The 21,308-nt window shown below is 45.1% G+C and carries 16 protein-coding genes; 5 read left to right on the top strand and 11 right to left on the bottom strand.

Features of this window, described 5'->3' with window-relative positions:
* Nucleotides 1–98: 98 nt before the first annotated feature.
* The 6 genes from AC1DP6_RS23340 to AC1DP6_RS23315 form a co-directional block, all read right to left on the bottom strand.
* On the bottom strand, nt 99–863 hold the full coding sequence (locus AC1DP6_RS23340; protein WP_477056981.1) for a succinate dehydrogenase/fumarate reductase iron-sulfur subunit: 765 nt from the start codon (nt 861–863) through the stop codon (nt 99–101).
* 63 nt (nt 864–926) lie between these two features.
* Nucleotides 927–2,900, bottom strand: a complete 1,974-nt coding sequence (locus AC1DP6_RS23335) for a fumarate reductase/succinate dehydrogenase flavoprotein subunit (protein WP_477056980.1) — start codon at nt 2,898–2,900, stop codon at nt 927–929.
* 19 nt (nt 2,901–2,919) lie between these two features.
* Nucleotides 2,920–3,603 (bottom strand): succinate dehydrogenase cytochrome b subunit, encoded by a 684-nt coding sequence (locus AC1DP6_RS23330; protein ID WP_441572295.1) that lies wholly within the window; start codon nt 3,601–3,603, stop codon nt 2,920–2,922.
* Between the two features lie 186 nt (nt 3,604–3,789).
* The gene (locus tag AC1DP6_RS23325) at nt 3,790–4,353 is read right to left on the bottom strand and encodes a hypothetical protein (RefSeq protein WP_441572296.1); all 564 of its coding nucleotides are present in this window, start codon (nt 4,351–4,353) and stop codon (nt 3,790–3,792) included.
* 35 nt (nt 4,354–4,388) lie between these two features.
* Entirely contained in the window at nt 4,389–5,207 is an 819-nt protein-coding gene (murQ, locus tag AC1DP6_RS23320; RefSeq protein ID WP_477056979.1) for an N-acetylmuramic acid 6-phosphate etherase, read from the bottom strand.
* A gap of 19 nt (nt 5,208–5,226) precedes the next feature.
* The gene (locus tag AC1DP6_RS23315) at nt 5,227–6,075 is read right to left on the bottom strand and encodes a BadF/BadG/BcrA/BcrD ATPase family protein (RefSeq protein WP_477056978.1); all 849 of its coding nucleotides are present in this window, start codon (nt 6,073–6,075) and stop codon (nt 5,227–5,229) included.
* A 214-nt stretch (nt 6,076–6,289) separates the two neighbouring features.
* Here AC1DP6_RS23315 and AC1DP6_RS23310 point away from each other — a divergent pair, with 214 nt between their 5' ends.
* A complete protein-coding gene (locus AC1DP6_RS23310) occupies nt 6,290–7,894 on the top strand; it encodes a S41 family peptidase (RefSeq protein WP_477056977.1) in 1,605 nt (534 codons plus the stop codon).
* Between the two features lie 486 nt (nt 7,895–8,380).
* On the opposite strand, the gene AC1DP6_RS23305 is transcribed toward AC1DP6_RS23310, so the two are convergent.
* The 3 genes from AC1DP6_RS23305 to AC1DP6_RS23295 form a co-directional block, all read right to left on the bottom strand.
* Nucleotides 8,381–9,124: a hypothetical protein gene (locus tag AC1DP6_RS23305; RefSeq protein ID WP_477056976.1), complete on the bottom strand. Its 744-nt coding sequence runs from the start codon at nt 9,122–9,124 to the stop codon at nt 8,381–8,383.
* 353 nt (nt 9,125–9,477) lie between these two features.
* Nucleotides 9,478–11,598 (bottom strand): carboxy terminal-processing peptidase, encoded by a 2,121-nt coding sequence (locus tag AC1DP6_RS23300; RefSeq protein WP_441572301.1) that lies wholly within the window; start codon nt 11,596–11,598, stop codon nt 9,478–9,480.
* Nucleotides 11,599–11,808: 210 nt separating this feature from the next.
* Nucleotides 11,809–13,026, bottom strand: coding sequence for a PQQ-dependent sugar dehydrogenase (locus AC1DP6_RS23295; RefSeq protein WP_477056975.1), 1,218 nt, complete (start codon nt 13,024–13,026; stop codon nt 11,809–11,811).
* Nucleotides 13,027–13,192: 166 nt separating this feature from the next.
* On the opposite strand from AC1DP6_RS23295, the gene AC1DP6_RS23290 reads away from it, so the two are divergent.
* The gene (locus tag AC1DP6_RS23290; protein WP_477056974.1) at nt 13,193–14,449 is read left to right on the top strand and encodes an MFS transporter; all 1,257 of its coding nucleotides are present in this window, start codon (nt 13,193–13,195) and stop codon (nt 14,447–14,449) included.
* 98 nt (nt 14,450–14,547) lie between these two features.
* On the opposite strand, the gene AC1DP6_RS23285 is transcribed toward AC1DP6_RS23290, so the two are convergent.
* Complete coding sequence (locus tag AC1DP6_RS23285) at nt 14,548–15,042, bottom strand: YkgJ family cysteine cluster protein (RefSeq protein WP_477056973.1); 495 nt, start codon at nt 15,040–15,042, stop codon at nt 14,548–14,550.
* Between the two features lie 164 nt (nt 15,043–15,206).
* Here AC1DP6_RS23285 and gcvP point away from each other — a divergent pair, with 164 nt between their 5' ends.
* Nucleotides 15,207–18,068 (top strand): aminomethyl-transferring glycine dehydrogenase, encoded by a 2,862-nt coding sequence (gene gcvP, locus AC1DP6_RS23280; protein WP_477056972.1) that lies wholly within the window; start codon nt 15,207–15,209, stop codon nt 18,066–18,068.
* A 74-nt stretch (nt 18,069–18,142) separates the two neighbouring features.
* Here gcvP and AC1DP6_RS23275 read toward each other — a convergent pair whose 3' ends face one another.
* Nucleotides 18,143–19,396 carry an alkaline phosphatase family protein gene (locus AC1DP6_RS23275; protein WP_477056971.1) on the bottom strand — a complete coding sequence of 418 codons (1,254 nt, stop codon included), beginning with the start codon at nt 19,394–19,396 and terminating at the stop codon, nt 18,143–18,145.
* Between the two features lie 314 nt (nt 19,397–19,710).
* On the opposite strand from AC1DP6_RS23275, the gene AC1DP6_RS23270 reads away from it, so the two are divergent.
* Nucleotides 19,711–20,223, top strand: a complete 513-nt coding sequence (locus AC1DP6_RS23270) for a hypothetical protein (RefSeq protein ID WP_477056970.1) — start codon at nt 19,711–19,713, stop codon at nt 20,221–20,223.
* A 165-nt stretch (nt 20,224–20,388) separates the two neighbouring features.
* Complete coding sequence (locus AC1DP6_RS23265; protein WP_477056969.1) at nt 20,389–21,243, top strand: hypothetical protein; 855 nt, start codon at nt 20,389–20,391, stop codon at nt 21,241–21,243.
* The last annotated feature ends 65 nt before the right edge of the window (nt 21,244–21,308 follow it).

Raw genomic sequence — 21,308 nt, 5'->3', positions numbered from 1 at the left:
GGAGATGAAAAAAGCGAAGACAAAAGTGGATAACTCCAACTTCATCTTCGCTTTTAAATAAAATATAGTCAGGATAATCCTGAGTAAAACAAAAGTTGTTATTTCTCAGAAGAAAGACCTGCACCGATAAACTCTCTGTTAAGACGAGCGATATTGGTGAGAGAAATTTCTTTCGGACATTCTGCTTCGCAGGCGCCGGTGTTGGTACAGCTACCAAAACCTTCCTTATCCATTTGTGCCACCATGTTGAGGGCACGGGATTGTTTTTCAGGATGGCCCTGTGGCAGCAATGCCAGCTGGGATACTTTAGCAGATACAAACAGCATCGCAGAAGAGTTTTTACAAGCCGCTACGCAGGCGCCACAACCGATACAGGCTGCCGCAGCAAATGCGAGATCTGCTTTGTTTTTATCTACTGGTAAACAGTTTGCATCCTGTGCGTTACCTGTATTCACAGAGATATAACCACCAGCTTCAATGATACGGTCAAAAGCAGATCTGTCAACCGTCAGATCTTTTACTACCGGGAATGCACCTGCTCTCCATGGTTCTACCGTGATGGTATCGCCATCTTTGAAAGCGCGCATGTGCAACTGGCAGGTAGTGGTTCCATCCCATGGACCGTGAGCACGGCCATTGATATGCATGGAGCATGCACCACAAATACCTTCACGGCAATCGTGATCAAATGCTACTGGTTCTTTGCCTTCGTTGATCAGCTCTTCATTCACCACATCAAACATTTCCAGGAAAGACATTTCAGAAGAAATGTTTTTAGCCTGTAATGTTTCAAAGTTACCCTGAGCATTTTTGTTTTTCTGCCTCCACACTTTTAATGTGAGGTTCATGTTATAATGTTCCATATACCTTGGACAATTATTTGATTTATAATCCTGGTCAACTGTTAAACAGCCGACCAATAACCATTATTTGTAGCTACGTTGAGTAGGTTTACATTCTACGAATTCCAGCGGTTCCTTGTGCAGTTCGTACTGGCCTTCGCCTTTGTATTCCCATGCTGCCACATATTGGAAGTTAACGTCATCACGTAATGCTTCTCCGTCTTCTGTTTGTGATTCTTCACGGAAGTGACCACCACAGGATTCGCGGCGATTGAGTGCATCCATACACATTAATTCTCCCAGTTCCAGGAAGTCGGCCACACGACCGGCTTTTTCCAGTTCAGGGTTGAATTCATTGGCTTCACCAGGTACGCGAACGTCTTTCCAGAACTCAGCACGCAGTGCTTTGATTTCCTGGATAGCTTCCTGCAGTCCTTTTTCATTACGCGCCATACCGCATTTATCCCACATGATCTTACCTAATTTCTTATGGAAGAAGTCAACGGATTTGGTGCCTTTAGCGTTGAAGAATTTATTGATGGTATCTTTTACATTCTTCTCTGCTTCCACGAAAGCAGGGTGGTCTGTAGAGATAGCCTTGGTACGGATTTCATCTGCCAGGTAGTTACCCACAGTGTAAGGAAGCACGAAGTAACCATCTGCCAGCCCCTGCATCAGTGCAGATGCTCCAAGACGGTTAGCACCGTGATCAGAGAAGTTAGCTTCTCCCAGGGAATATAAACCCGGAACGGTAGTACCCAATTCGTAATCCACCCAGAGTCCACCCATGGTGTAGTGTACTGCAGGATAAATACGCATTGGTAATTCGTAAGGATTTTCACCGGTGATTTTGGCATACATGTCGAACAGGTTACCATATTTTTCGGCTACTACTTCTTTACCCAGTTTAATGATTTCTTCTTTGGATACGTTGCCCATCTGGCGTTTACCTACTTCGATGCTGCCATAACGTTCGATAGCTGCGGCGAAGTCGAGGTATACCGCCTGTTTGGAAGTACCTACACCATAACCGGCATCACATCTTTCTTTTGCTGCACGGGAAGCCACGTCACGGGGAACGAGGTTACCGAAGGCAGGATATCTTCTTTCCAGGTAATAATCCCTTTCCTCTTCAGGAATATCGCTGGCTTTGCGGGTATCGTTTTGTTTTTTAGGAACCCAGATACGACCATCATTACGCAGTGATTCTGACATGAGGGTCAGTTTAGACTGGTGATCGCCGGAAACCGGGATACAGGTAGGGTGGATCTGTGTGAAGCAGGGGTTAGCGAAGTAAGCACCGCTTTTGGTAGCTTTCCAAGCTGCTGTTACGTTAGATCCCATGGCGTTGGTAGACAGGTAGAATACGTTGCCATAACCACCGCTGCAGATCAGTACCGCATGACCGAAGTGACGCTCCAGTTCACCGGTAACCAGATCACGTGCAATGATACCACGCGCTTTACCATCAATTTTCACGATGTCCAGCATTTCGTGGCGATTGTACATCTTCACGTTGCCCAATGCTACCTGGCGCTCCAGTGCAGAGTATGCACCGAGCAGCAGCTGCTGGCCGGTTTGACCTGCGGCATAAAAAGTACGTTGTACCTGTGTACCACCGAAAGAGCGGTTACTTAACAGGCCACCGTATTCACGTGCAAAGGGAACACCCTGTGCCACGCATTGATCTATAATATTACCGCTCACTTCTGCCAGACGATGTACGTTGGCTTCGCGGGCGCGGTAGTCACCACCTTTTACTGTGTCGTAGAATAAACGGAAAACAGAGTCACCATCATTCTGATAATTTTTTGCCGCATTGATACCACCCTGGGCAGCAATACTGTGTGCGCGGCGCGGACTATCCTGAAAGCAGAATGCTTTTACTTTATATCCCAACTCACCTAATGAAGCCGCTGCGGAAGCGCCGGCCAAACCGGTACCAATGATGATCACTTCCAGATTGCGCTTATTGGCAGGGTTCACCAATTTACAATGTCCTTTGTAGTCTTCCCATTTGGAATTTAATGGTCCGGCAGGAATTTTTGCGTCAAACATATATCCTTACTTTACAGAATTATTTGAAATAAATATAAACGGGTATGATAGCAAAACCAATAGGGATCGCTATTCCAAACAGCCAAACACCAATAAAGCTGATTAAACCGTTGTATTTTTTATGATTTAAACCAAAGGTCTGACAGGCGCTTTTAAAGCCATGGATCAGGTGGAAGGATAAACCGATCATACCTATCACATACAATGCAACCAACCAGCCATTTTTGAAAGTCTCATAAGATAAGGCATACAGGTCTTTCAATGGTTCAACGCTTCCTTCATAAGTACGGGTGGGTAATTGGCCGTAGTGGAATTGTCCCCAGAAGTTAACCAGGTGGATGACGATGAAGATAAGGAGAATGCTTCCCATGATGGCCATTTGGCGGCTGAACCAGGAAGATGTCTGGTTACCCGGATTAACGGCGTATTTCACCGGACGGGCTGCTCTGTTGCTGAATGTGAGCTGTAGCGCAATGAATGCGTGCAGTACGATCACAATTTTCAGCCCCCAGGCTATAAACTGAATCAGGCTGTTGTGTCCCATAAACGCAGCGTATGCGTTAAAGGCTTTGCCTTCATCGTTGTACAACAGCTGGAAATTACCTGCCAGATGTACGATAACAAAACTGCAAAGAAACAAGCCGGTAGCACCTACCAATAACTTCTTACCGATAGAGGTATTAAAGAACTGTGACCACTTCATAAGTAAAAATCTAAGCTTCCTAGTATAAAAAGATGATTGAAATGTCGGGCAAATTTAACGCAGGAAAAATAAAAAAAAATGATATTTATCAGGTTTCACAATGCATAAACTGCCGGTTAAATGTATTAAGGCATGGTTATCAGGCATTCACGCATGATATCTTTCATTTTGTAATGAAAATTAATATTATTCTAAACGCTTCAGCATGATGTTATCCACCATGTTAAACAGATGTAAAGGCTGATATGTTCGCCATTTATCATCATCTAACAGATGAACATAATAGTGTAAACGTGATCTTTCAAACTCTTCGCGCGTTTGTACCGGCATGTTCAGGCTAACGATCCAGCCGCCATCATCGCGGATATCTTCCCACCACTCTTCATAATAGCAATCGTCTGAAGAATGGAAGTTCATGACATTTTCGGTGATGAGAATAAATTTAGTGATGCCCTGTGCGATGAGTGTATCGATGATATTTCGTTTCATCGTCATGATATCATTGTCTATGGCATCATTCCATTCTCCCAATAATTCTATAATGGCAAAATTGAACTGGTAGTCCGTAAACAGGATTTTCATGTATAAGTTGCGTGAACCAAATTCATCCCATTGTGGATGTATATAATAGTTATATACCGAATTGGAATATTCGAATTCACTATATTCCCTTCCATAAAAAGGAGAATATTCATCTTCTTCTGCGGTGTATAAGTGCCGCCAGTTGTAATATGGCTCTATGTTATGCATACCTGGTTTATCGATGATGCAAAGGTCCGGTTAAATCATTTTTTCACAAAATCATCTACTGCTTTTTTTACGCTGCCCGCTTTCAGCAATAGTTCCTGGGCCTGTTGATAGTCGGTAAGTGACAACTGTTCCATCAGCATTTTCACGCCGCGGTCCACCAGCTTCTCGTTGCTGAGTTGCATATTCACCATTTTATTATCTTCTACCCTACCCAGCTGTATCATTACTGCGGTAGAGAGCATGTTCAGCACCAGCTTCTGCGCAGTGCCACTTTTCAGCCGGGTGCTGCCGGTAACAAACTCCGGGCCTACCACTACCTCCACCGGGAAATCGGCGGCAGCAGATACCGGCGTATCGGGATTGCAGCTAATGCTGCCGGTAACAATACCATGACGGCGACACTCATCCAGTGCCCCTATTACATAAGGCGTGGTACCGCTGGCAGCGATACCTACTACCACATCTTTATCTGTTATATCGTGTGCCTGCAAATCTACCCATCCCTGTCTACGGTCGTCTTCTGCAAACTCCACAGCTTTACGTATAGCCGTATCACCGCCGGCAATCAATCCTACTACCAATCCCTGTGGCACTCCAAAGGTAGGCGGGCACTCAGAGGCATCTACTACCCCCAAACGGCCACTGGTACCAGCTCCTATATAAAACAGCCGTCCACCTGCAAGCATTTTATCTGCCACGGCAGCCACCAGTTTTTCTATTTGCGGAATCGCTTTTGCAACGGCCAACGGCACCGTTTGATCTTCCTTGTTCATATCAACGAGCAACTCCGTTACACTCATCTTTTCCAGATGATTATAGTGAGATACCTGTTCCGTTACTTTTATAAATGACATATTTATCTGTTGAAAATGATTAACGATGAAATTCCAGCAAGCCGTCCATAGGAGTCCGCAACACTTTGCCCATGGGCAGTTCATAGAGATCGCACAGCTCAGTGAGGATATCGCGGAAATGCCAGGCAATGCCACCAGTGAAGTGCAGGGCGGTTGTCCAGCTTTCGCGGTATTTATAAATGTGGTTAAAGAAGAAGTCGTTCAGGCCGTCTTCCAGGATATTCTGGATCATGAAATGTTCACGGTTTTCCGACAGGAACTCTGCAAACCCAGCCAGATAGCGGTTTGCTAACGGTTTCCGGTATACGTTTTCCAGTATTTCGTCCTTAGTGGTATGGTACTTATAATCAAAACGGGCGAGCAGATCGTCATCAAAACTATTATAAAGGTAATACTGCAGCACCTTACGGCCCAGATAAGCGCCGCTGCCCTCATCTCCCAAAATATAACCCAGGCCCGGATTATTTTTCACAATCTCCTTTCCATTATAATAACAGGAATTGGAACCGGTGCCCAAAATACTCACTACTCCTTCCTGGTGGCCGCAAAGTGAGCGGGCCGCTCCCATCAGGTCATGCTGTACATCTGACTCGGCATCCGGCCATACTGCCTTTATAGCATCAGATACCAGTTTCAGATTTTTAGGCTGTGACAGACCTGTTCCATAAAAGTACACGGCGGTAACATGGCTGCCGGCGGGCAGTTGTGGTGCCAGCTCTGTGTCCAGGATCGCTTTTATCTGTTCTGCAGATTGAAAGTAGGGGCTTACACCCTGCGTTTTCAAAATAAGTGGCTGATCCGCGCCCAGCACGCCCCATTCGGTCTTTGTAGATCCGCTGTCTGCTATCAACTTTATTCCAGCACCCATATCCGGTAATTTATGAAATTAAAGAATCCTAAAAGTTTGCACCTGATTTATGCTATTTTTGTCACAATTTAAACAAAAGGGTTTCATATAAACAAATAGCTCCCCTTAACTTTAAATGATGATGATACATGTATGCGGCAGATTGCTTTCCGCCAGGTGCCAATACTACATGGATAAAGATTGGTCATATAAATAGCGGGATAATAATCTGATTATGTCTAACAGGAAGTTGAATGTTTTTTTACCTCTTCTCTTTGCAGTTGTATTAGCCCTGGGAATGTTCCTCGGTCATAAAATGCCTGGATCGAACAACGGAGGAGCCACTGTGTTTTTCAATAAACCCAATAGAGGGCCCTTACAGGAAGTAATGGACCTGATCAAAGCGAAATATGTAGATTCTCTCAATACAGATGATTTACAACAGGAAGCCATAGAAGGCGTACTGGCCCATCTGGATCCCCACTCCATTTATATTCCCCCCGCAGAACTGCAACGGGTGAATGAAGATATGGAAGGCAACTTTGAAGGCATCGGCGTAGAATTCAATATCACCGCGGATACCGTAAACGTAGTGAGTGTACTGAGTGGCGGCCCGTCTGAAAACGCAGGTGTACAAACCGGCGATAAAATCCTGAAAGTCAACGACAGCCTGGTAGCTGGTAACAGCGTTACCCCAGACAAAATCCGCAAATTACTGCGCGGCCCTGCCGGTTCAGTGGTAAATACCCTGATATTAAGACAACAAAAACAAATAAAGGTCCCTATTAAAAGAGGCGTTATTCCTTTATATAGCGTGGATGCCAGCTACATGGCAGCACCAGAAGTAGGATATATCAAAATCAGTAAGTTTTCTGCCACCACCTACGATGAGTTTATGAAAGCCATCGTAGCACTGAATAAACAAGGCATGAAGAAACTGATCATTGACCTGAGACAAAACCCCGGTGGCTACCTCGATGCAGCCACCCGCATAGCGGATGAACTGCTGGAAGATCAGAAACTGATTGTATACACCAAGGGTAAAGACTTCCCACGGACCGACTACAAAACCAAACGCCCCGGCATGTTTGAAAGGGGTGCACTTGCTGTACTCACCGATGAAGGTTCCGCCTCTGCCAGTGAAATTCTTGCCGGCGCCGTACAGGACTGGGATCGTGGTACAATTATAGGTCGCCGTACTTTTGGTAAAGGACTGGTACAGGAACAATATGATCTTGACAACGGCGGCGCACTGCGTCTTACCGTTGCCCGTTATTATATTCCTTCCGGCAGAAGTATTCAGAAACCATACGGCAAAGGACATGACGACTATGATGATGATATCGCAGAACGCTACCATCACGGAGAACTGGTGAACAAAGACAGTATCAAAATCACAGATACTGTTCCTTATAAAACGGCCGCTGGCCGCCGCGTATACGGTGGCGGTGGTATTACACCGGATATTTTTATTCCGTTCGATACTTCCCGCTTCTCGCCTACCCTCACTGCTATTTATACCCGCAATACGTTCAGCAACTTTGCTTACCAGTATTATACAACTCACAAAGATGTATTTACACCGTATAAAGATGCCGCTGCCTTTGCCAAAAACTTCCAGCTTGGCAATGAAGTGATCAGCGATTTCAAAGTATATGCTAAAAAGGACAGTGTTCCCGGACTGGATCATATAAGTTCCCGTGATGAAATGGAGATCCGTACCCGTCTTAAAGCGATGCTGGCCCGTCAACTGTACAGAACAGAAGGGTTTTATGAAACAATCAACGCAGAAGATCCAATGGTGAAGAAAGCGTTGGAAATAGTGGAGAAAGAGAAATAGTGGAGGGGATCGCCTTCGGCGATTGTCTTTGGACAGGGTTAAGATGATTATACTGATTTAATTGAGTTTTGTTATAAAGATCAGGGGAGATAGAAGCGGATGATGCTTTTATCTCCCCTGATCTTTTTGTGTAGTCCCGGATCAAGTTGAAAACCTGGGGGATAGTGTAAGTTTTAAGCATAAAGTTTAAAGAACACCCATCATTACCTGCAAAAGTGTATTGTGATTATGTAGGCTCCGCCGAGGCTATGCTTAGCACCCGCTTAGTACCTACAGAAGCAGTGCAGTAGAGGTGGACTTGATGCGGGGATGATGTTTGGATGTGTAACCGGGATGAAATTGAATCAGCAGATGGATGGAGGTGAGAAGTGGCCATAGCAGGGCTGCTTCAGTGTCAGGCTGTAGCTGTGGAAAGAAATATACTATTGAAAGGAAGCAGGTATAAAGGGATTATTCATCAAAATATCTCCGGAGGCAAGGATCGCTTTATTCCAGTTGAATGACAGCTGGATATGCGTGTGTATAGGTAAGGCCGGGAAGCAATTTCGTCCGCTTTGGGTGCTTAAGTTTATTAGCATATTTGGGTACTTGTGGTGCTGCCACTGCAATAATGTCTGCGGCCATATATTTTCTGTTGCCGGATGGGCCGTCTTTGTATAGGGCTCTTACCTGGAAAACCACTACCAGTGAACCCTTCCCGGGTACCTCCAGCGAAACATTTGTTTCCTGGAAGGTGGTATCGGGGGCTATCATGAGTGTAACCGTTTCGCTACCCGCCACCTGACGTGATCTAAAATCAATACGTGTTGCGATCACTTTTACTTCCAGCGCAGCAATACCTTTATACCCGTCGATGGTTTGTGCGGGAATATTTAATATTCCGTTACTCAAAAGCCGGGGAGCCGCCGGAAAAAAACGATCTACTCCGGTATGCTGATTGAAGCGGAAGCCTGTCAGGGCCTCGTGATGATCGCCGGCAGCAATGAGTAGCTTGTTGAGCCGATTAATGTGGCCGCCGTCACAATGGATATCCAGGTTGCCGTAGAAAGCATGCCGGATAAAAGCGCCTTTCCTGCTGGCGATGCCGAAGCGCCGGGATGCGCGGCGGGTAGCAGCCGTTTGCTGCACGCTTTCGGGCATGGAGCGCAGGAAGTAGCTGCCATTGCGCTTATACCCAATGAGAGGGCCAAGTTTTCCCGTAAAGGGAATGATAGACATTTGTTTTGCCATGAGAGATAATTTTGATTACTATAAATATAACATAATCCGGGGAACGTGTTTGGGGACAGATTGAGAATTATCTAAAGGGAGTGTAATGGGTATTGTATAATATTCAAAGATAATGTAGTAGGGATTTGAGAATGACAAATGCGAGTGTATTGGCATTTAGAAAATATTGAAAAAAGGATATTTCCCCCGTTTTCAACCTGATCCGTAGTCCCTTATCAAATCTGCCGTTAAATAATTTGGGGAGATAGAAACGGATTATTCCGTTTCTATCTCCCCAAATCTTTATAACAAAACTCAATTAAATCATTTTAATCCTGCTCAAAGACAATCGCCGGAGGCGATCTTCTACGCGCTTACTGATTCTTACGCTGCATTTTAGGCAATGACTGTACAATGAGATCATTCATTACATTCACTGCTTCATCCAGGTAAATATCTTTGGTTCTGATCTTGATCCAATCCTTGTTACGGGCAATTTTGGAAGAATCTCCGCCAAATTTTTCGATATCAGATTTGATATTGATGATACTTAATTCCTTCACTTTATCATTTACGGCATCATATTTTTTCAGGGCAGCGGTGTTAGACTTTTGCTCTGTTTTATATGTTAGTAAGTTCAGTGAATAAGTTTCCTGTTTTTCCAGTTTCTTCAGGGTGCTCAGGTTTTCGTTGAGCAGTTTGAACGCCGGGCTGGAAGCCATTCTCTTTTCACTATTCTTTTTCAGTGATTCCGTATTTACCGGGTTATACCAGGCAGTGAAAGCAGCGCGGGGTATTTCATCATATGCGAGGGCATCTGAATCTTTACGTTCTGCTACTTCATAGTATGGATCTGGTAATACGATATCTGAGGCAACACCTTTCAGCTGGGTAGAACCACCGTTTGCACGATAGAATTTCTGCTGGGTCAGTTTCAGGGCACCGAGGCTACCACCATCTTTTACAGGATAGAAATCATCCAGGTTAAAGAGGCGTTGTACGGTACCTTTACCAAAGGTTTGGGTGCTACCGATGATCACGGCGCGTTTGTAATCCTGCATGGCAGCGGCCATGATTTCAGAAGCCGAAGCGCTGTATTCATTTACCATGATCGCCAGCGGACCTTCATACTGTACATTTTTATCACGATCGCGTAATACTACGGCGTCACCGCCTCTGGAGCGAACCTGTACTACCGGACCTTCCGGAATAAACAGGCCAGCCATTTGTACTACGTCCTGCAGGGAACCACCACCGTTGAAGCGGAGATCCAGGATAATACCTTCTACTTTCTCTGCTTTCAGTTTGGCTACTTCCTTCGCCACGTCTTCCGCACTGCGGGCGCCGTTACGATCGTTGAAGTCAGCATAAAACTCAGGGAGGTAGATATATCCTATTTTATGTTGTCCGTTGATGATGGCAGATTTCGCGAAAGTTTCCTCTGTTACAATTTCATCACGGATGATGGTGATTTCTTTTGTAGTACCGTCCACACTTCTTACGGTTAATCTAACCGGGGTGCCTTTTTTACCACGGATCAGTTTCACGGCGTCTTCTACCGGGTAGCCGGTAATGTCTACTGATTCACTGGTTCCCTGGGCTACTTTCTGGATCACATCGTTGGCTTTTAATTGTCCCTGTTTCCAGCTGGGGCTACCTGTTACGATGCTGATGACTCTGATCTTATCGCCTTCTTCTTTCAGCTGAGCACCAATACCAAAGAATTTACCGGCCATCTGTTCTTCGAACGCGCGTTTTTCATCAGGCGGGAAGTAGTCGGTATGTGGATCCATGGTAGTAGTAATCGCGTTTACATAAAGATTGAAGCGATCATTATCATTTTGTCTGTTTTTCAAACGCTCAAAATAGCGGTCGTACAGTTGTTTTACTTTCACACGGGCTTCTGCTTCCAGTTCGGTGTCAGTTTTAACTTTTACGCTGTCTTTCCCTTTATCTTTCTCGCGCATTTCCTGCAGGTCAGTCAGCTTTTCCAGCGTGCGGTATTTTAACACTTTGCGCCAGGCTTCCTTACGTGCATTTTCGTCTGCAGGGTAGTCTACTTTATCCGGATCTAATGTTACTTTCTCATCCACAGTAAAGTCGAATGGTTTGGAGAGTATTTCCGGATAAATAGCTGCTGCTTCCGCCACACGTTGTTTGATGAGGGTGTTGATGCTGCGGAAACAGTCGATCGGTGCACCTTTCAGCTCATCATCAATGTGGGTGGATAATGGTAATAACTTGTCCACATCTGTTTTCAGGAAAAATTTCTTTTCCGTATCCAGGCTACGCAGGTATTTATCAAAAACTTCGGTGGAGAATTTATCGTCTATGGGTTTGGGTTGATAATGCCCTTCTTTCAGCATCTGTCCTACCAGGTTCATGATCACCTCATAACGTCCAGGAGGATCTTCGTTATGTCCCAGCTTATTAAAAGCTAACACGCCTGCGGAGATGCTAAGTAGCACAACCGGTATAATCACTTTCAGTCTCATATGTATCTCAATTGAACGTAAACGTTGTCAAATCAAATATAAAATAAAATCACCCGTCGGTCGCGCAATTTATTTCCTTTTAACAAAAAATTGGGCCAAACGGGTGCTGGGAGAGATATGCGGCTGAAAACAGCCACATAACCGCCACACTGCACGTTTGTAAGGCATCCGGTTAGATAACGGTTAAAGTATACGGAATGTTGAATAGGACTAATCTTTCACCAGTTTGTAGACTGCTCCTTTGAAACCATCCCTGCCAGAGGTGCTGGTGAGTACATAAAGTTCGCCCTGTTCATCCTCTCCCCAGCTGAGTATCTGCATGTTATCGGCAGGCAGGCCAGACAATTGCAGGGTGTTGCGTTCCCATTTATTCCCTTTTGACTCCAGTACAAAGGCTTTCCCGTTGTAGTCCCCAAAAACGTATAGTCCCTGCAGTGAAGGGATTGCGCTACCACGGTAAACGTATCCACCGGTGATACTTATCCCCAGATCGTGGTTGTATTCGTGGATAGGGGCAATCAACTGTGATTTATCGGTGCCGGCAGGCAGGTTGTAATCGTGAAAGCCTTCCATGATGCGCCAACCATAGTTGCCTCCTTTTATGACGATGTCCACCTCTTCATACTTATCTTGTCCAACATCTCCGGTAAACAGCATCTTGCTCTTCCTGTCGAAGGAAAAGCGCCATGGGTTGCGGAGACCATATGCCCATATTTCAGGTCTGGCGCCGGGCTGGTTTACAAAAGGATTATCTGCAGGCACTTTATAGGGTGTACCATCGACATTTATTCTTAATATTTTGCCGAGTAAGGTAGTAAGATCCTGTCCATTACCAATAGTACCATGTTTATCTCCGCCACCACCGCCATCACCCAAACCTATATACAGGTAACCGTCCGGGCCGAACTGCAGCTGACCACCATTATGATTGGATTCTGGTTCATCGACTTCCAGCAATACCCTGCGGGTAGCCCGATCAGCAATATTGGGATTGCCGGCAGCCACCGTAAATTCTACCAGCCGGCTGGTATGATTGAATCCTTTCTTTGTTGTGGGAGCGCTGTAATACACATAAAATTTATGGTTTCTTCTAAAATCGGGATGGAAAGCCATTCCAAGTAACCCTCTTTCATCATAGCCGGGATTCACAGAGATCATATCACTGCTAACATCCAGGAATGGGGTAGGTAATTGCTTGTTTTGCTGTACAATCCATACTTTCCCTTCTTTCTGACAAAAAAATAACCTACCGGAGCCATCACCAGGTACTGCCATGTTTACGGGAGATATAAACCCATCTGTCACCAGCTGCAGCTTCGCTTTACGGACCGGTGGCGCCATCTCTTTTTTGGCGTCGCTGCCCGCACACGCGACCTGCAGGAACACTACCGGTAATAAAGCCCGGAAAATCATGGAATATAGTTTCATAGTGCTGCGGTATTTATGCAGACTAAATATAAAGCATTTAGCTGTTAGCTTTTAGCTTTTAGGAAATGCAGCGGAGAAGATATTGTGTTGGTCTTCGCTGCATTTGCTAACAGCTAAAAGCTAACGGCTAAAAGCTATTTTGTATCTTCGCAAAAAACACATCAGGTTGGACACAACGGCACCGAAAAAGAACGACCCATACGCTTCGCTACGCTTTACGGAATTCAATTACTACCTTGTTATCCGCTTTGCGCTTGTATTTGCACTGGCGATGCAGTTTGCCATCATCGAATGGAAAGTATATGAAATCTCCAAAGACCCTTTCTCACTTGGATTGATTGGTTTGTCTGAAGTGATACCGGCAGTGTTGCTGTCGCCTTTCGCGGGGCATATGGTAGACAAGCGGGAGAAAAGGGGCATGTTGCTTAAATGTGTGATTGCCTATATTTTTATCAGCTCAGGATTGTTTCTGCTTACCTGGGATCGTGCAGTAGTGGGTATTTCCACACACTGGGTGCTCAACCTGATCTATCTGCTGGTGTTTATGGGCGGCGTTGTACGCGCCTTTACCAGTCCTTCTAACTTTACTTTAATGTCGTTGCTCGTACCGCGGGAATTATACGCCAACGCCTCTACGTGGAGCAGCTCTGCGTGGCAGATAGGTGGTGTAATGGGGCCTGCGCTGGGTGGACTATTTATTCACTGGTTTGGGGTATACTGGTCGATGTTACTGGTAGTGTTTATATTCCTTGCGCCGTTATACAGTTTAATTAAAATAAAGCCTAAGCCCATTTACTATAAGTCGAAGGGAGAAAGCTTTGTGACCGGGCTGACCGAAGGGATGCGTTTTGTATGGAAAACCAAGGTGGTATTGAATGCGATGGCGCTGGACATGTTTGCAGTATTATTTGGCGGCGCAGTAGCGATGTTGCCGGCATTTGCCACGGATGTACTGCATGTGGGTTCTCTTGGTTATGGCCTGTTACGCTCTGCACCCGCAGTGGGGGCCCTGGTAACCATGTTTATACTGGCACATAAGCCGTTGGTTTACAAACCTGGTATTAAGTTGCTGGCAGCGGTTTTCGGCTTTGGTTTAACGATTATACTTTTTGGCCTTTCCACCAGTTTTTACCTGTCGATATTTGCGTTGCTGATCAGTGGTGCCCTGGATGGCATCAGTGTCATTATCCGTCAAACGATTCTGCAGTTAAAAACCCCTGATGATATGCGTGGGCGGGTAGCTTCCGTTAGTTCTATGTTTGTGGGTTCATCCAATGAGCTGGGAGCTTTTGAGAGTGGCTTTATGGCCAGAGCGATTGGGTTGGTGCCTTCGGTAGTATTTGGAGGTTGTGTAACACTGGGGGTAGTCATTACAACTTATGTTATTTCGCCGGCGATGCGTAAGCTGGATTTGAAACCGTAGCTTTTTAGCTGTTAGCTGTTAGCAAATGCAGCGAAGATCATGTTGTGTTGGTCTTCGCTGCATTTGCTAACAGCTAACAGCTAAAATGGCTAAAAGCTCTATAAATCCATTTTCTCTTTCAACTTTTCCAGTACATAATAAACGGCGGGGCAGGTGGTGCTGTTTTCGTATGTAATTTTCGGACGTTTGAAGAAGTCGTAGCTATCTGTGTAGGGATAGTTGGCGCAGTCGCCCGGGCGTACATCATAGATGCCGCAGTAGTTATCTGCCCCAAGGAATGGGCAGGGGGTGAATTTCACCACATAGTCCTCATCCTTATCCAGTCGGAGGTAAGTTTCTATAAAGTCGCCTTCCTTCATGCCCAGGTGCTTTGAAATGCGCCTGATATCGGGGCCTTTGAAGCGGGGGCTGATGGTTTTACAGCAATTGCCACATTGGAGGCAGTCGATTTTACTGAATGCTTCCTCGTGGAGATCGGGCAACAGCTTCTCCACCCCTTTACCGCGACGGGTTTGCAGTTTCGCGAGGAACTGTTTGTTAGCCTTTTGCTTATCCTGGGCTTTCTGTTCCCAGTCTTCTAATATTTTGCTCATTTGATGCAAAGATAGGTAATTAGTAGATGGACAAAATCATGACATAAACGTAGTTTAACTATCTGTCATTTATCACTGTTTTCCCCCGCCAGTGTTGATTGTTTGGCCGTTGCTTAAAATCTGCATAGCTTTGCGCATTCTATTTCAAATTACCTGCTTACATCATGAATCTTTTTGATATTCAACAAAATGAATTCGTGCACCGTCATATAGGGCCGAATGAAGGGGAGACCAACCAGATGCTCGAAACCATCGGGGCCTCCAACCTGGATCAGCTGATCAGCAAAACAGTTCCGGGCGCCATCCGTATGCAACAGCCACTGGCTATTCCTGCAGCGATGAGTGAAAGTGATTATCTCCGTCATCTGAAGGAAGTTTCACTGAAAAACAAGGTATACCGTAACTATATCGGACAGGGTTACTTCGATACTATTACGCCGAGCGTTATTCTGCGTAATGTATTTGAAAATCCAGGATGGTATACACAGTACACCCCGTATCAGGCTGAGATTTCTCAGGGCAGACTGGAAAGCCTGCTGAACTACCAGACGATGGTATGTGATCTGACTGGGCTGCCAATTGCCAATGCATCCCTGTTGGATGAAGCTACGGCGGCAGCTGAAGCGATGACCATGTTCTTCAATGCGTTGAACAAGGATCATGATCATGTAACCAGGCCTAAGTTTTTTGTAGACAATAACGTATATCCGCAAACGCTGGATGTGATTTATACCCGTGCTACACCGCTGCTGATTGAAGTGGTAGTAGGCGACTACAAAACAGCTTCTTTCGATGAATCTTATTTTGGTGCGCTGATCCAGTATCCTGATAACGTAGGAGCTACTGCTGATTACCGTGCATTCATAGACGGCGTACATGCGGTAGGTGCATTTGTAGGTGTGGCAACAGACCTGCTGGCATTGACCCTGCTGACCTCTCCGGGCGAAATGGGTGCTGATGCCGCCTTTGGTTCTGCACAGCGCTTCGGTGTTCCGTTGGGCTTTGGTGGTCCCCACGCGGCATTTTTTGCAGTGAAGGATGACTTCAAACGTTCTATCCCCGGTCGTATCATTGGCGTGAGCATTGATGCAAACGGTGGTCGTGCATTGCGTATGGCATTGCAGACACGTGAACAACATATCAAACGTGAAAAAGCAACTTCCAACATCTGTACTGCACAGGCATTGCTGGCTAACATGGCCGCTATGTATGCGGTATATCATGGTCCGGAAGGATTGAAAAATATTGCTACCCGCATTTCCCTGCTGACCAATACACTGGCTGGCAAGCTGAAAGCGAAAGGGCTGAAACTGGTAGCTGATAACTTCTTTGATACTATCGTAATAGAAGGCGCCGATATAAAATCAGCTGCTGAAGCAGCAGGTATCAACTTCCGTTATTTCGCTAATGGTAATGTAGGTATATCTCTGGATGAAACGGTGACTATTGAAGATGTGAATGATATCCTGCAGGTGTTTGGCGCCGGTAAAACAGATGCTGCCGCAGTTTCTAACGGAACTACCGGTATTGCTGCTGACTTACAGCGTACTTCTCCTTACCTGCTGTACCCGGTGTTTAACAATCATCACAGCGAATCATTAATGATGCGTTACCTGAAGATGCTGGAAAACAAGGATCTTTCCCTGAATACTTCCATGATCTCCCTGGGTTCCTGCACCATGAAACTGAATGCAGCTACTGAGATGATTCCATTGAGCTGGGCACACTGGAGCAAAATGCATCCTTTTGCACCAACTAACCAGGTAGGTGGCTATTTACAGATGGCAACTGAACTGGGTGAATACCTGAGCAAGATTACCGGTTTTGACGCATGCAGTCTGCAACCTAACAGTGGTGCGCAGGGTGAATATGCCGGCTTACTCGTTATCCGTGAATACCAGAAGAGCAGAGGTCAGGGCCACCGTAATATCATGCTGATTCCTATCAGCGCACACGGTACCAATCCTGCGTCTGCAGTAATGGCGGGCTACAAGGTAGTGATCGTAAAAGCACTGGAAAATGGTTATATCGATGTAGAAGATCTGAAGGCAAAGGCAGCTACCTATAGCAATGACCTGGCTGGTATCATGATCACTTATCCATCTACCTACGGTGTATATGAAGAAAGTGTGAAAGAAATTTGTGCTGCTATTCACGAACATGGCGGACAGGTATATATGGACGGTGCCAATATGAATGCACAGGTAGGCTTAACTGCTCCTGGTCTGATTGGTGCAGATGTGTGTCACCTGAACCTGCATAAAACCTTCGCTATCCCTCATGGTGGCGGCGGTCCCGGTATGGGCCCTATCTGCGTGGCAAAACACCTGACACCATTCCTGCCTGGTCACGTTACGCTGAATAATGGCAAACCTTCCAATGCAGTATCTGCAGCTCCGTTTGGCTCTGCGAGCATCCTGCTGATTTCCTACGCATATATCCGTATGCTTGGATCCAAAGGTGTGAAATTAGCTTCTGAATATGCTATCCTGAACGCCAACTATATGAAGGCAAGACTGGAAAAAGCATATGAGATTTTGTATACCGGTGTTAATGGCACCTGTGCGCATGAGTTCATCGTAGATCTTCGTCCGTTTAAAGCATCTGCCGGTATCGAAGCGGAAGATGTGGCCAAACGTTTGATGGACTATGGATTCCACGCACCTACCATGAGTTTCCCGGTTCCGGGCACCATCATGATTGAGCCTACTGAAAGTGAGGATAAAGGTGAACTGGATCGGTTCTGCGATGCCATGTTGTCTATCCGTGCTGAGATTGCTGCAGTAGAGCAAGGTACTTCCGACAAACAAAACAACGTATTAAAAAATGCGCCACATACCCAGGCGGTGATCACTGCTGACGAATGGACCCGTCCATACAGCCGCCAGCAGGCAGCATTCCCACTGGATTATGTGAAAGCAAATAAATTCTGGCCTTCTGTAAGCCGTATCAATAATACGTTCGGCGACAGGAACCTGATTTGTACCTGCGAACCTGCAAGTGCATATGAGGAAGTAACTGCGTAAGCTGTTTGTCTTACATAAAAAAAGAACGGGGATAGATTCATTTCTATCCCCGTTCTTTTTATGTAAAGCGGTTATTATTTCAAGATGGGTTCCAGTACTTCCATCCTGCCATCAATCGGTTGTGTAATGTCCAGCCCTAATATTTTCGCTACTAACGGATACACATGTACGTTTTCAAATGTAGCGATGCGGGTATTGGATTTAAAAGCGGGGCCCCAGGCCATGAATACCACGTTCATATTGGTGAGATTATTATCGTAGCCGTGATGTCCGGGGTGCATTTTTTTACCGGATGTACCGAATGCATAGTTAGCTTCTGCCAACAGAATAATATCACCGATACGGTTATACACATCTTCCTGTCCGTAATGCCATCTTTCCGGTGTTTCATTTTTCAGGTAAGCGGTATAATGATTTTCATGTGTTTTAAGATAGTCATAGGCGGCTTTTATCTCCTGTTCATTTTTACCATACAGCATCACCTTTTCATTGCTGGCCATTATTTTCATGGGCTGCAGTTCCGGTACTACAGGCAATTGTATGGCATTTACGGTATCTACCGCCATCATACCGTGATCAGACACCACGATATAATTTACGGGCAACTGGAGTTTGTTGACAGCTGCCACCATTTTACCRATGGCAGCATCTACCAATTGTACGGCGCTGCGAACGCTGTCGGTGTCCGGGCCATAGCCATGTCCCATATGATCTACTTCCGGGAAGTAAAAAGTGATCAGGTGCGGGCGTTGATCTTCCGGTAGCTGCAGCCAGTTAACCACTTGCTGAATGCGCTGGTCGATGCCTGTTTTTTCCTGGTATCTGAAGTAATAAGTGGGTCTTACATTTTGTATGGCGCTTTCAGAGCCTACCCAGAAATAGCTGGCGCTGATCATTTGTTGTTTTTCTGCCAGCACCCATAATGGCACACCATTGTACCAGGTACCGTCTTCCACGGCATCGCGGTTACCCACTTTGTATACGGCATCGCGCTTACGATCATAAAAGAAATTATCTACCAGGCCATGATGTGCGGGATATAACCCGGTGGCCAGTGAATAATGGTTGGGGAAAGTCAGTGATGGAAAAGCGGGTTGCATGGCGGTAGCCCGTACCCCTGCGCCTGATAACTGCAACAGCTGATTTGCATTATATTTTTCTGCATAATCATACCGGAATCCATCAATGGAAATCATGATCACATAAGGCCTGGTTTGCTGCGTAGCGCTGTTTTTCCTTCCTTCTACCGTTAGTTGGGCCGTATCCTGTGCATAGTTATTGATGCCGATCAATAGCAGGGCAACGGCGAATAAAAAAAACCTTTTCACAATTATTGTTTTATGATTAACAGCTAATAAAATGGGGAAGAATAACAGATGATGGGTTATAATGGGTCGCAAATTAGAAAACTATTTTCACTCAAAGCCACATGCATAATTATAAATACGTTAATAAACCCGGGGAAGTATGTTGCCCTCATATGTTCATCTTACAAAATATGTAATAATATTTTAACACATATTATCTCAAAACCACTACAAACAAGCAAAATGATAACCACTAAATAAAAATTTATATATATAATATTAATTAATTAATTGTTTATATATATATTAGCCTATTGAAAAACCATCTAACAACTATGTCTGACTACACCTTTATTACAACTGAGGAACACTTTTTATTACAGGATGCGCTGAAGAGAAACAAACAACAGTTGATCAAATTTATCCTTATAGGTTTTGGGTTATTATTGATCGCAGCTGTTATCCCGCAAATTTATTTGTATACCCACAACAACCTGGGTGATGCAGATGATTCGCTCCTGTCGTTCAAAAACCTTTGGTTCTGGGTATGGCTGTTAAGCTTTGTGGTAGCGCTGATATTTGCACTGATTAAAGTAACAGACATTCGTTACTGGGCCATTAAGAAGGATCTTTCTGCATTACAGAAAGGTACGCTGAATGCACCAATGGAAGCTGTTTACCTGGAAAACAATGACTCGCAGACCAATATTATGATCCTGCTGGAAAACAGGAAAAAACGCCTGTTTTACTGGATGCGTGGTGCACTGGAAGGATATCGTGCCGGACAGGAAGTAGAAATCACGTATGCCCGTTATTCCCGTGTGATCATTAGTATCAATAAGAAATAATTTTCTCTGTTATTATCGTATATCCGGTCACGTTATAATACCAACATAGCCGACTTCACGATAAGAAAATCAGCCGCTACCGGCTGATTTTCTTATAATAGGAGGTACTGGTTGATACATGATAAGCTAAATAACACAACTGTCTTTCCTAAAATCCTATATCGCATGTTTAAGTTTAAAAACACGGCTGCCATGAAATGTATAGCAGCAGCCGCACTCCTGGCCCTCGCCTCCTGTAGCAAAAAAGATGATGCTCCTGCTCCTGAAAAAACAGCAGATACCTACCAGGTAAAAACCATTTACTTCACCGGTACGCCTGTAGACAGCTTCATTTATGCGAACAACCAGATTGCTGAAAACTGGATCTATGATGAAGATGATAAAGCCTACAGACAAAAAAGCATCTACACCTATGATGCCGATGGCCGTCTGCTTCGTTCCGTCAATTACCAGAATTACCGTCAGGCCAATATGTACCTGAAATCTACCGATTCTATCGGATGGAAACCGGAAAAAGTGATTATTTACAGTGTCTCCTATGCCGAACTCACCGGAGAAGCCGTTGGCAGGGATACCACCACGCTCAAGCTGGATGCCAATAACAGGCTGGCGTTATTTAATACAAAAGATACCCTTCGTTCCGGCACTGCCAAAATCGTGAATTACACGGAATGGGGATACACCGGTAATAACATCACTACTTTCAACGATGTTTATTACTATAGTGGCGGTAGCTCATCCGACGATTTCAGGTACGTAATGGAATACGGAAAGCTCATCAATCCGCTATATGGTTATGTTGCCAAAAATCCGATACTGGCACTGGACCTATCTGATATGCACGCATCGCTACTCAGTCAGAACAACCTCACTAAAGTGACGGCTGCCGGTAGAAACGGGGAAAATCAAACCGTTACCTCCACCACTGTTGCCGGAACAGACATTGTACAGGAAAGCACTTTCCAAGGTAACAGCGGGGTTTTTAAAATTACTTACGGCCTTGTTAAACTACCGAAGTAGTTATTCATCATTCCAATACAATTATTCTTCCCGTAAAGCGAAGCATCTGCCTTATATAGACAGCA

Source organism: Chitinophaga sp. 01L420 (genome assembly GCF_056399985.1).
Note: the sequence above shows the minus strand (reverse complement) of the source record. Positions and strands in the feature narration are given on the sequence as shown.